General features: G+C 64.3%; 11 protein-coding genes and 1 pseudogene. 7 read left to right on the plus strand and 5 right to left on the minus strand.

What is annotated here, in order from left to right:
- The 5 genes from ACLP25_RS13630 to ACLP25_RS13650 form a co-directional block, all read right to left on the minus strand.
- Positions 1-727: hypothetical protein (locus tag ACLP25_RS13630; RefSeq protein WP_442469730.1), on the minus strand; the 727-nt coding region annotated here is incomplete at its 3' end.
- A gap of 36 nt (positions 728-763) precedes the next feature.
- The gene (locus tag ACLP25_RS13635) at positions 764-2158 is read right to left on the minus strand and encodes a methyltransferase MtaB domain-containing protein (RefSeq protein WP_442469731.1); all 1395 of its coding nucleotides are present in this window, start codon (positions 2156-2158) and stop codon (positions 764-766) included.
- A 1-nt stretch (position 2159) separates the two neighbouring features.
- Complete coding sequence (locus tag ACLP25_RS13640) at positions 2160-2801, minus strand: corrinoid protein (protein ID WP_442469732.1); 642 nt, start codon at positions 2799-2801, stop codon at positions 2160-2162.
- A 289-nt stretch (positions 2802-3090) separates the two neighbouring features.
- Positions 3091-4116 (minus strand): LacI family DNA-binding transcriptional regulator, encoded by a 1026-nt coding sequence (locus tag ACLP25_RS13645; protein WP_442469733.1) that lies wholly within the window; start codon positions 4114-4116, stop codon positions 3091-3093.
- 107 nt (positions 4117-4223) lie between these two features.
- Positions 4224-5330, minus strand: a complete 1107-nt coding sequence (locus tag ACLP25_RS13650) for a fatty acid desaturase family protein (protein ID WP_442469734.1) — start codon at positions 5328-5330, stop codon at positions 4224-4226.
- 494 nt (positions 5331-5824) lie between these two features.
- Here ACLP25_RS13650 and ACLP25_RS13655 point away from each other — a divergent pair.
- The 7 genes and pseudogenes from ACLP25_RS13655 to ACLP25_RS13685 form a co-directional block, all read left to right on the plus strand.
- A pseudogene (locus ACLP25_RS13655) lies at positions 5825-5980 on the plus strand (creatininase family protein); the annotation flags it as partial.
- Between the two features lie 44 nt (positions 5981-6024).
- On the plus strand, positions 6025-6621 hold the full coding sequence (locus ACLP25_RS13660; protein ID WP_442469735.1) for a creatininase family protein: 597 nt from the start codon (positions 6025-6027) through the stop codon (positions 6619-6621).
- Positions 6622-6673: 52 nt separating this feature from the next.
- Complete coding sequence (locus ACLP25_RS13665) at positions 6674-7696, plus strand: aldo/keto reductase (protein WP_442469736.1); 1023 nt, start codon at positions 6674-6676, stop codon at positions 7694-7696.
- Positions 7697-7764: 68 nt separating this feature from the next.
- A complete protein-coding gene (locus ACLP25_RS13670; protein WP_442469737.1) occupies positions 7765-8082 on the plus strand; it encodes a MocE family 2Fe-2S type ferredoxin in 318 nt (105 codons plus the stop codon).
- Between the two features lie 7 nt (positions 8083-8089).
- Positions 8090-8380 (plus strand): hypothetical protein, encoded by a 291-nt coding sequence (locus ACLP25_RS13675; RefSeq protein WP_442469738.1) that lies wholly within the window; start codon positions 8090-8092, stop codon positions 8378-8380.
- Positions 8377-9528, plus strand: coding sequence for a Gfo/Idh/MocA family protein (locus ACLP25_RS13680; RefSeq protein ID WP_442469739.1), 1152 nt, complete (start codon positions 8377-8379; stop codon positions 9526-9528). Before ACLP25_RS13675 ends, ACLP25_RS13680 begins: the two co-directional genes overlap by 4 nt.
- 822 nt (positions 9529-10350) lie before the next feature.
- On the plus strand, positions 10351-11295 hold the full coding sequence (locus tag ACLP25_RS13685; RefSeq protein WP_442469740.1) for a MotA/TolQ/ExbB proton channel family protein: 945 nt from the start codon (positions 10351-10353) through the stop codon (positions 11293-11295).
- The last annotated feature ends 185 nt before the right edge of the window (positions 11296-11480 follow it).

Raw genomic sequence — 11480 nt, forward strand, 5'->3', positions numbered from 1 at the left:
AGATCTTGTGCACGACCTCCGGGTGGCTCGCGGTCAGCATGTACCACTCGGCGACGTCGCGCTCGCCCTTGGGATCGGTGTGGTCCGGGCCGGGGACGATGGCGTTGTCGCCGAGCGCGGTGTTCACCAGCGACGCGAAAACGGCGGTGTCGCCAGTGCTGACGGCCCGCGCGTCCTCTTCGATCCCGTCGAGCTGAGCGTCGGTCAGCGGCGCATACTGCTCGGTGTTGTCCTCAGGATCGAGATGGTCGAGGTCGAGCGGCTTCTGGCGGATGATCGAATCGAAGAAGAAGCCGTCCTTCGGCATGTGCCCGCTCGGGGGGGCGCTCAGGTCGCCCTGGGGGTAGATCAGCGTCCCGCCTTTCTCCGGTTCGACCGTTGTCCGGAAGCCCTCAGGCACCAGGACTTCCAACCCGTTGAAGTTCCATGGCCTCCAGTCGCGGTTCTCGAAGCCGAACATGTTGGTGCGCCCAGGCAGCGGCGTCACGTCGATGCCGATCGCCTCTTTGAGGTCGTCCTCGATCAGGCCCAGCATCTGAAAAGGCTCGTGAACTTTCACCAGCCGTTTCTCGAGCCCGTAGTGATCTCTGAGTTTCGCGACACAGCTTGCGTGAACGCCGGTGACGGCCGAGCCGCCGAAGTCCACCGGAACGCGATCGGGGGTGCGGTGGTTGATCGCGTCAAGCACTCGTTTGCGCTTCGGACCGATTGTTTTCTCGGCGTTCATCTCCGCAACTCCTGCCTTCCCGATTGCCCCGTCGCGTCAGGCGAGCCCATAGCTCTCCTTGTCGTAGAGATGTCCGTATTGGGGCTCGAGCTGAGCCTGAAGGTCACGCCAATCGGCCGGAAGCGCCTCGAGCGCCTCGCCGATTCGATCGAGCCACTGCCGCTCCTTGCGGGCGAGCGCCAGCCGGCCTTCCCGCGCGCCGCGGTCGAGAAGGTCGACCGCCGCCCTGCCCGCGGCGACTGTCCGGTCGTAGGGATCCGTCTTCGACACGATCGCGCTCGCGATCTCGATCGTCGCCGCCGGAGACAGAACCGCCGCCTGAGGGCTCAGCCATTCGTCGGACAAGGTCATGAGATCGCGTAGCGCCTTGGCCTGGCCGCTCGCCGAGGCGGCGTTCATCAGGCGGCAATCGTATTCGAGCAGTTCGGCGAAAACCTCCGGGGCGTTTCCCGAGAGAAGCCGCACGTTCTGCACCGACTCGTTGCTCCACAGATCGCACATCGCGCTCGCGATGTTGCCGACCGGACTGAAATGCGCGCAGGCGGCCGACTTGCCTTCCATCGCGATGGGCACGCCGGCGATCGCCTTCATGACCGGGCCTTCGTAGGCGCAGTCTTTCGAAGGTCCGAGGGCGCCCTGCTCGAACGCCACCAGGGCGCGCGCCGCGCTCATGGCGCGAACCACCGCAGCCAGCACTTCGGGCAGCATCTTCTGGCCAGCGAGGTGCATGGCGGTGTTGGCGAATCCGCAGGCGGAATCGCCGCCAGGAACGACGCCCGGGCGCCTCTCGCAAACTTCTCGTATCCGCGCCCATAGCCAGGCCATGTCTCGCGGAGCGAGCACTCCGAGCGCGAACGCGATCGCCGGGATGTCGGCGACCACCAGCGCCTTGTCATGCACTGCCTTGCCCCCGACCGACTCGATCGAAAGGATGTCCGCGCCGGCCTCGGCGCTAACCTCGAACGCGCGGAGCAGAGTCTCGCAGGGTTCGCCGCGCCGTAATCGGGGCGGCTTGCCTTTCTCGCGGATATCGGTCGGCGTCACACGCAAAGCCGAGGGAAGACCGCTCTTCTCCTGCGCCTCCATGAGGCGCGCCTTGAGGATCTGCGTCAGTTCCGCGCCCCACTCCGGTCTTTCGGTCATGGGCGGCAAGTGCTCGAACTCGAGCACGAGGCCGGGCGATTTCAGCCGCACGGCCCTCGCCACGACCTGCCGTCCAATTTCCTCGTAATGGGCGCGGACTTGCGTCCAGGTCGCCTCCGTCAGCTCCATCGTCGGAAGGGTGAAATTGACCTCCGGATAGACCTTGCCCGACCCGATCTCGAGCCCGAGACCGCACCGAACCGGATGCGGCGCCACGCCGAAGACGAGATCGTCCGCGTTTCCGATCGCGAGGTTCGAGAAGACTCGCGGCGTGAATTCGGCGCGCATGTCAGTTCGAAAGCCCCACCTGCCTGCGGGCGAGCGCCACCGCGTCGGTCGCCGTCGCGCCGTAACCGTCGGCGCCGATTTCCGTCGCGTAACTCTCGCTAATGGGCGCGCCGCCCACGAGGATCTTGACGTCGCGTCTTAGGCCCGCGGCCTTGATCGCCTCGACCGTCGTCCTCATGGCCGTCATGGTCGTTGTGAGAAGCGCCGACAGGCAGACGATCTGGGGATGGTGCTCGCGGATCGCCTCGACGAACTTTTCCGGCCACACGTCGGCGCCGAGGTCGACGACCTTGAAGCTTGCGCCTTCCAGCATCGAGATGACGAGGTTCTTGCCGATGTCGTGCAGATCGCCCTTGACCGCGCCAGCGACAACGACCCCGACGGGTTTGGCCCCGGCGGCCGCCAGCAATGGCCGCAGCGGCTCCATCGCGGCCTTCATCGCCCGCCCGGCCAGCATCAGCTCGGGGACGAAAAACTCTTCCTCCCGGAAGAGCTTGCCGACCTCGTCCATCGCTGGGATCATCGTCTCGGAAATGAGCGCCACAGGATCGGCGCCGGCCTTCAGCTCCTCCTCGACCAGGGACTCCGCAAGCTGCGCATGCCCGTCCACGATCGCGTCGAACAGCCTTTGCGAGAGCGCCATCGTCTCCCCCTTTTTACTTCGTTGTGTATGCTGCCAGAGACATCATCTTTATCGCTTTATGTATTCATCGGATCTGCGTCATTGAGACGCACAAAGGACGACCGATTTCGTCCTTCGGTCCATTTCCGGCGAACTTCCGGAAAAGATTGCGCCGTCCGGCCTTCCTGAGCTGCAACGGCATCGAGGTCTTCGGCGGATGGGCGCGCGATCGGCTTTCCCGTTGAGCGAGGTCTTGGACCTCAGTCGGCGATCGACAGCTCCGCGTCCGACGGATTTGAGGCCGCTTCGCTCATGTCTCAGGCATGTTCTCACGGAAGATGACCTGCAATCGCGGAGGATGATACTCGTAGTGAAGATTTCTGATGCTGTGGCTCAGGATATTCAGAGCCTCCCGCGCTTCGACCCGTGGATTCTGGTCGATGACGGCGTCCAGCGTGCCGTCGAGAAGGCGCGCCCTGTTGTTTGCGGTGAGGTCGTGCGCGACGTAGACGGGCCGCTTTGTCGAAGGGAGGCCGTCGAGCGCCCGCGCGATTCCCTCGCTCCCTGCGCCTATATTGTAGATTCCGGCCAAGTCCGGATGTCTCTGGAGGAGTTGCGTCGCCTCGAAGAACGCCGTCTCCGCGTCGTCCCTGACTTCGCGCAGCTCAACGATTTCAAGGTTGGCAAATTCCTCCTTGACGATGTGCCGGAAACCCATTTCACGCTCTTCGTGCCCGCGATACGAGAGAGACCCGGCAAAGAGCGCCACTTTCCGCCGCTCGGATGCTCCCAGAAAACGTCCGAGGAGATAGCCTGCGAGCCGGCCTGCGGCTCGGTTGTCGATTCCAATGTAGGCGATGCGCGGAACGTGCAGGATGTCGGAGGCCAGGGTGACGACTTTCACGCCGGCCTCCGCGAGCCCTCGGATCGCTTCGCGAACCGTCGGGTGATCGAGGGCTATGATCCCGACGCCATGCGCGCTGCCTGGGACCTTCGCCAGCGCCAGCGCGAGCCGGTCGGGATTGAACCCTTCGATCGCCGTGATCCGCACCGCGACGTCTTCGCGTAAGCCAGCCTGAGCCTCGAGCTGCCCATGGAGCGCGCGAATGAACATGTTCGACCCTTCGGGCAGAATGAACTCGAGGCGAACCGGCGACAGGTCGCCGCTCGGGGTCTCGAATGGCGAGGGGTCGGAAATATATCCAAGCCGCCGCGCCGCATTGACGACGATCTCTCGCGTATGCCGGCGAACCCCCGAACGGTTGTTGAGCGCCCGTTCGACCGTGGCGGTCGAAAAGCCTGCTTCGCGAGCGACGTCGCTCAAGGTCACCCGCATGCCGTTTGATCCCGCAATTGACCGACGAGCAGGGCTTGGCGCCGAAACCGTCGCGTCCCCCCTGCTCGTCGTGCGCCTCGATTGTGCACGGCGCGTGCCTTGAAGCGTCATCCCGACGCACCGGCGGAAGACAATTGAGGCGCGGCGCGATAGGGCCGCGCCGTCGGCGGCAACTCGCGCCGGATGGAATAGTCCTCGTCGCGCAGTTGGCGGATGAAAGCCGGAATCATTTCGCGGTAGGCGTCCCATATCGAGGGGTTCGCGCGAGGAAGGTCGTCGTTCACCAGTTCATGCAGCCGGGGTAACGCATGGAAAGGAACGAGCGGATACATGTGGTGCTCGATATGGTAATTCATGTTCCAGTAGAGGAACCGGCTGATCGGATTCATGTAAACCGTCCGGGTATTCAGCCGGAAGTCGACGACGTTGTCGGCGAGGCCGCCGTGCTGAATGAGACCCACCAGCACCAGGTGCCAAGCTCCGTAAAGGCGAGGCAGGCCGATCACCATGAGCGGCAGCACCGACCAGCTCGCGAGCGCCGCCGCGAGCGTCGCGGCGTAAATGGCGACATGCACGCGCGCCACGGTCACGGCCCTGCCCTGCTCCGACGCCGGAATGAAACTCTTCTCGTCGTCCGACAGGATTCCCGCCGCGTTTCGCACGAGGGTCGGGAGCGACCGCCACACGTCGACGAGGCCGAAAAAGTTGAGCACGACGCGCGCAAGGTCCGGCGGCCGCATCACCGCGATCTCGGCGTCGCGTCCGACGATGATGGTGTCCGTGTGATGTCGGGCGTGGCTCCAGCGCCAGGTCACCGAGTTGCGCATCAGCATGAAACTGGCAAACTCGTAAACGACGTCGTTCATCCACCGGGTCTTGAAGGCGGTGCGATGCCCGCATTCGTGCCAGCGCGAGTCGCTCGCGGAGCCGTAAAGCGTCCCGTAGACGAAGAAGAACGGCACGCACCACCAGGTCGGCCAGAACCAGATTCCGCCGGCAAGACCGACCGCCATCGCGCCGAGCCAGACGACGGTGTCGCGGATCGCCGGACCGTCCGAGCGCTTCATCAGCTCTTTCATCGCCTCTCGGGGGACGGGCGTCCGATACCAGTCGGCCGACGCCAAGCCGGTTTTCAGGGCAAGCCGCGTGCTCTCGCCCACGAGGCTGTAGTCTCGCTTCACGTGAACTTGCGAAATGGTTTCTGTCGCCGTCATGCGTTTGGCCGCCGGAAGGGCTGATGCTTGGAGCCCCGTAAGCCGGGCCCTTTCCGCGCTGCAGGGCGGAACGCAACGTTGTCTATAATCATATCGCATCAAGACCTCAACCGACAGGACCGCGTTCAAACGGCCCCCAGGGGGCAAAGATGATCAGTCGTTATCAAAACGGTATGTTTCCCCGTCGCGCGCCCGCCTTGTCCACGCTCGGCGTCAAGGAACCGAAGCTCTTATTTTTACATGATATAACTCGGTTGTGGGTCGGCGCGCGTTCAACAATTGCAAAGGCCGCTTGCGGGAGGCGCACGCCGCGCGCGAACATCTTTTCTTTGTTTTTGATGTCCTTGGGGTTGTCTTGTGATCAAAAACGATCGAACCTGACGTCCCCGAGTGTGAAGCATCGAGCCGGAGCGCGCGTCCGGCTTGCTGGCCGGGCGGCTGCGGTGGATGATCTCGGGCGATGAGAGCCTCGTTCCGTCATCTTCGAGGACGCCATGAACTCCGAGCCGGTCGCTTGGGAATATCTTCTGCCCGAGGAATTCGAGCGCCGCCTCGCGGAGCGTCCGATCGTCTATCTTCCGCTCGGGCTTTGCGAACCCCACGGCCATATCGCGCCGTTCGGGCTCGACACGATCAAGGCGCGCTATCTCTGCGACGAGGCTGCGCGCCGCTTCGGCGGCATCGTCGCTCCACCATGGCCTATCACGTCCACGAGACTGGCTATCATGCGCCGTGGCTTCGAGAGGTCATGGGCGACGTCAATCCGCGGCTCGCGGCGCTGCCGCCGCACGTCGTCCTGGAGGCTTTCCTGTACCAGCTTCGCGCTTTCCGGAACGCCGGATTCGCGGCGGCGCTCGTCGTGTCGGGGCACCACGGCGGAAACCAGGAAGACCTACGCACCGTCGCGCGCGCCTTCTCTTCGGCCTATCCGTTCGAAGTCTTCGCGTGCAGCGACCCCGAACTCGTCGAGGGTCGCTATCAGGGGGATCACGCGGGTTTCTACGAGATCTCGCAATTGCTGGCGATCGACCCCGATCTGATCGACATCAACCGCGTCGGCCGAGTCGCTTCCGATCGGCTCGGACGGTTCGCCCAGAATCCCGACGCAGCCTCGGCCACGGCGGCCGACGGCCGGAAAATGCTCGATCTCGCGATCAAACGCATCGGAGACGTCGTGGCCGGGTTCACTCTCGCTGCCCGCAATTCAGCGCTGATCCCGATGGAGGCGATGACGCCGCTTTGGGCGGAGATTGAGCGCGGGCGTACAACCTGGCGGACATTGAACCTGTAAGCCGCGCGAGCGCAGGGGATCGCACCGACCACTGAGGAAAGGAATGGGCGCCTTGGACCACACGACTTTTCCCCGCACCGATCGTCAGGTCAGCCGGCTCGGCTTCGGAGCCATGGGATTCGCAGGTTGGTTCGGCAGCCAGCCCGAAGCCGACCATATCCGCGCGCTGCATTACGCCCTCGATCAGGGCGTCAACTTCATCGATACGGCGCGCGCCTATGGGGAGTCGGAGGCGATCCTCGGCCGCGGTCTCAAACAGTGGTCCGGACCGCCGCCCTTTGTCGCGACCAAGGTCGAAGGCCTCGCGGGCGGCCCACAATGGAGCACGGTCGTCCCGGTCGATCGCTCCCTGCCGAAGGGGCAGGTCACGGCAAGCTGCGAAGCGTCGCTTCGCGCCCTTGGGCTCGACGTGATCGATTGCCTGCAACTCCACGCCTACTGGCCGACGTGGGGGGTGGAAGGCTATTGGCTCGACGAGCTCAGAGCCCTGAAGGAAACGGGCAAGGTGCGCGCCATCGGAATCTCCGTCCCCGATCACCGGTCCGACATGGTGCTGCCGATCGTGATCAGCGGCGTTATTGATTCCGTCCAGACGGTCATCAACATCTTCGATCCGATCGCCCTCGAGAATCTGGTCCCGCTTTGCCAGAAGCACGACGTCGCGGTGATCGCGCGCTGCATTTTAGACGAGGGCGGCCTGACCGGATTCCTGACGCCCGAGACGACCTTCCCGCCAGGAGACTTTCGGCATGGGTATTTCGACGACACCGTGCCTCGCGCGTCCTATATCGCGAAGGTCGACGCCCTCCGGCGCTACGTCCCGGAACATGCGAGCAGCCTCGCCGCCCTGGCGATCAAGTTCGCACTCTGGCATCCGGGCGTCACGACGGCCATCACCTCGATGCACGAGCAGCGCTACGCGGCGATCAACATCGCGGCAAGCTCGGAACCTCGGCTTCCGGAACCCGTCTATAAGGCGCTCATGTTCAGGCACCGCTTCATCAAGGCGTTCATGGATGTGCGCAACTTCGCCGACCTCGACGCGGTTCCCGATCAGCCCCTCTCGCTGGACTGAAAGTCTCGACGCCCACCGCATGGCGATGTGGACCCGCCGGCGGCTCATACAACGGAAACGGAGATGAGATGAGTGAGACTTGGATCGACGCCGGCCCCGCGGATCGGATTTCGCGCGAGGATGTCGGACGCTTCGAGCACGACGGGAAACTCTATGCGCTTTACCGCACTGAAGACGATCGATATTTCGCCACCGATGGTCTCTGCACCCATGAGCAGGTCGACCTATCCGACGGATTCGTTTCGGGCACGATCATCGAGTGTCCGATGCACAATGGCCGTTTTGACTTCACCAGCGGCGAGGCGAAGGGCGCGCCGGTCTGCGTCAATCTGGCCACCTATCCCGTCAAGATCGACAACGGGCGCATTCGTCTGAGGCTGAAGTAGGAGCGCAATGCCGGAAGCGTGTGTGCGCGAGCAAATCGCGCTTTGCCGGGCGCAGCGCGGCGCGAGCGAGAAAAGAATGCATATGCACATGGACGACCTGCTACGCGAGGCGCATGAAAATCCAAACGCGGAAAAACTCGGGCCGTCATTCCGCGCGCAATACGTGCTGGATGGCAAAGACAATGCCGTCGCATTCGAAGGTCCGCTCGGTCCTGCGATCTGCCGAAACGCTCAGCGCATCGACGGCGCCGCCGCGCTTTCGGCGAAGGAGCGGCGAACCCTGCCGTTGTTCCCATGACCGAGCCGAAAGCTGAACCTTCGGCGGACGAATACGCGCTGAAGGCCAAGGCAGCTCCCGACGCGCCGGCGCCGGAACTGCCGTATCTTCCGCCTATGCCGAATGACCGTTCGATCGGCATCGCCCTTGTCGGCGCCGGGCGGATCAGCGCAGCCCATCTCGACGCCTATCGAACTCACGGACTGAACGTCGTTTCGATCTGCTCGCGCAATCTGGAGCATGCGCGGTCCCGGCGCGACGCCTTCTTTCCCGGGTGCCGGGCCACCGACAATTTCGAAGAGTTGCTCGGCGATCGCCGGACCGAGGTCATCGACATCGCGACCCATCCCGACGTGCGGGTCGACCTGATGCGGCGCGCCTTCGCCGCCGGCAAGCATGTCCTGTCGCAGAAACCGTTCGTCGAGGACCTTGCGACCGGCGAGATGCTGGTCGAGGAGGCCGAGCGGCGGGGCGTTAAGCTCGCGGTCAACCAGAACGGCCGCTGGGCCCCTCACCTGGCCTACATGCGCGGCGCTGTCGCCGCCGGGCTCATCGGGGAGGTCGTCGGCGTGCATGTGGCTATTCGTTGGAATCACGCCTGGATCGCCGGCACCGCCTTCGAGGCGGTCGAGGATCTCGTGCTGTGGGATTTCGGCATCCACTGGTTCGATTTCCTCGCGAGCGTCGTCGGTGAGCGCCCGCTTCAGGTCCGCGCGACCGTCGCCCGCGCCGCCTCACAGACCGTGCGCCCCCCTTTGCTTGCCGAGGCGCTGGTGAGCTTTGACGGCGGCCAGGCGTCGCTCGTTTTCGACGGAGCGACCCGGTACGGCGCGAGCGACGCAACCGCGATCGTGGGAACGCGAGGAACGATTTCGAGTCGAGGCCCCGACCTCGGCGTCCAGTCGGTCGAGCTCCATACCGAAGCTGGCGTAGCTCGGCCCGAGTTGAGAGGGACCTGGTTCAATGATGGCTTCGCTGGAACCATGGGCGAGCTTCTGTGCGCGATCGAAGAGGGCCGCGAACCCCTGAACTCCGCGCGCGGCAACCTCTTTTCGCTGAAGTTTTGCCTGGCCGCGGTCAAGTCGAGCCGGACCGGCGAGACCGTTTCAGTTCGCCGCTCCGATGGAGATGGCGCGACATTATGGGCAAGTGACGTCCAGCCTGTTTAGCGCGACGATCGGAAGCCTGAAATGGACGCGACCTGAGTATGTCCCGAAACTGAAGGCGCTGATGGGCGCCGAAGTCGACTAAGGCTCCCGCCCCGCGGAGGACTACTCGCGCGCGTCGCTCATGTTCAAGGACACATACGGAGCTGAGGTGTTGGTGGAGGCGACTAATTCGTGGGCCTATGTTGGCGCGGGCTTGCGCATTTCGATCGAGGTGCTCGGGCCCGAGTATGCGATGGAGTTCAACTCGCTGGCCGGGGGGCTCAAGGTGTTCCTGTGGCGCGCCATCGTCGGACGACAGGGAGAGGATCTCGTCGAAAAGCAGAACGCAGAGCAGGGCTTGATGGCGGTTCTGGAAGACGAGGCCGGCGTCTACGGCTATGTCGGCGAAGATCGGCACATGGGCGACGCTTTTCGGCGTCGTCGCATGCCGGCGGAAAGCTTCGTCGACGGGGTCGGCGTCGCCGAAATGCTCATGGCCTCTATCGCTCCTCCGAACTCGGCAAGGTCGTCGAACTGCCTTCGCCGGAACTGGAGACCTACATTCCGCCGGTCGCGCGGCCGAGATGATGAACTTGGTCATCGAATCCGGTCCTCGGCTGCTGTCCCTCGTTGTGCGGCCGTGACTTTCGCCTGGATGAACCGGCAATCTGACGTCCCAATCGACGGTCGACCGCCAGTGAAGCCGACACCGCGACCAGCCTTCGGCGTGTCCGACTTCCTCGTCGCATCGGGGCGCTATCGGCCGCAGGGCCGCCTTCCAGACTTGCTATGGCCATCGTCAGGGGCTATCCGCCTTTTTCTGAACCCGACCCCTCGCGAGCCATGGCGAACGAACCGGACATCCGTCTTCTCACCTCGCCCCGAATCTTTCTGGTCGGGATGGCGGCGTTCCTGGCGCTGGTCGGATTCGTCGTCCTTATCCTGTATAAACAGCTCACCCTCGCCTTCTCCGCCAACCCCGGCCTCAACGGACTGATCCTCGGCGTTCTCGGGATCGGCTCGCTGTTCGCGTTCCGGCAGGTCTTCCGGCTTTTTCGCGAAATTCGCTGGGTCAATTCGCTGACCGGCGCATATGAGGGGCGCAAGGTCAGGCAGCCGCTGCTCCTCGCGCCGATGGCGGCGATGCTCAACGCCGGCGCGGGCGCGAGCGGCCTCTCGACCCTGACCACGCGCGCCATCCTCGATTCGATCGCCACCCGCCTCGACGAGGGGCGCGAACTCCTCCGCTACCTGGTCGGGCTCCTCGTGTTCCTCGGCCTGCTCGGCACCTTCTGGGGCCTCCTCGAGACGGTGCACTCGATCAGCGGCGTGATCGAGAGCATGAAGACCGGCTCGGACACCGCTTCGATGTTCGAGGACCTCAAGATCGGCCTCTCGGCCCCGATCGCCGGCATGAGCGTGTCGTTCACCTCGTCGCTGTTCGGTCTCGCGAGCTCGCTCATTCTCGGCTTTCTCGACCTGCAGGCCGGGCAGGCGCAGAACCGCTTCTATTCGGAATTCGAGGAGTTTTTGGCGAGCCACGTGAGGACGACGCCGGCCATCGAGCCAGAGGCCGCCCCGCAGGCGGTCGTGGTCGGCCAGCCTCAGATCGATCATCAGAAGAACGCGGCGGCGATCGCAACGCTCGCCGAGGGCATCCAGGCCCTCGTCGGCCACATGCGCACCGAGCAGCAGCAGATCCGCAACTGGGTCGACGTGCAGGCGGCCCAGCAGGAGGACATCGGCAAGCTCCTGCGCCGCCTGCTCGACGAACTGGGGACGCGGTAGGGAAAGAGAGTGTCACCCCCGCGAGGCGGGGGTCTAGACGCCGCGCCAAATGCGTTTCCACGCGCGGGCGCTGAATTTGGCTGCCCGCCTTTCGCGGGCATGACAGCAGGGTCGTTGGAGGACGGTATGGCGCTCTCGCGCGGACGCCGGTACGAGGCGGTGAACTACTGGCCGGGCTTTGTCGA

Source organism: Roseiarcus sp., assembly GCF_052145395.1.
In the GTDB taxonomy this organism is placed as follows: Bacteria; Pseudomonadota; Alphaproteobacteria; order Rhizobiales; family Beijerinckiaceae; genus Roseiarcus.

What these genes read in the sequence shown, in the direction of transcription:
- ACLP25_RS13635 (WP_442469731.1), bottom strand. Translation starts at nt 2,158, where the DNA reads ATGCGCGCCGAATTCACGCCGCGAGTCTTCTCGAACCTCGCGATCGGA.
- ACLP25_RS13640 (WP_442469732.1), bottom strand. Translation starts at nt 2,801, where the DNA reads ATGGCGCTCTCGCAAAGGCTGTTCGACGCGATCGTGGACGGGCATGCG.
- ACLP25_RS13645 (WP_442469733.1), bottom strand. Translation starts at nt 4,116, where the DNA reads ATGCGGGTGACCTTGAGCGACGTCGCTCGCGAAGCAGGCTTTTCGACC.
- ACLP25_RS13650 (WP_442469734.1), bottom strand. Translation starts at nt 5,330, where the DNA reads ATGACGGCGACAGAAACCATTTCGCAAGTTCACGTGAAGCGAGACTAC.
- ACLP25_RS13660 (WP_442469735.1), top strand. Translation starts at nt 6,025, where the DNA reads ATGGCCTATCACGTCCACGAGACTGGCTATCATGCGCCGTGGCTTCGA.
- ACLP25_RS13670 (WP_442469737.1), top strand. Translation starts at nt 7,765, where the DNA reads ATGAGTGAGACTTGGATCGACGCCGGCCCCGCGGATCGGATTTCGCGC.
- ACLP25_RS13675 (WP_442469738.1), top strand. Translation starts at nt 8,090, where the DNA reads ATGCCGGAAGCGTGTGTGCGCGAGCAAATCGCGCTTTGCCGGGCGCAG.
- ACLP25_RS13680 (WP_442469739.1), top strand. Translation starts at nt 8,377, where the DNA reads ATGACCGAGCCGAAAGCTGAACCTTCGGCGGACGAATACGCGCTGAAG.
- ACLP25_RS13685 (WP_442469740.1), top strand. Translation starts at nt 10,351, where the DNA reads ATGGCGAACGAACCGGACATCCGTCTTCTCACCTCGCCCCGAATCTTT.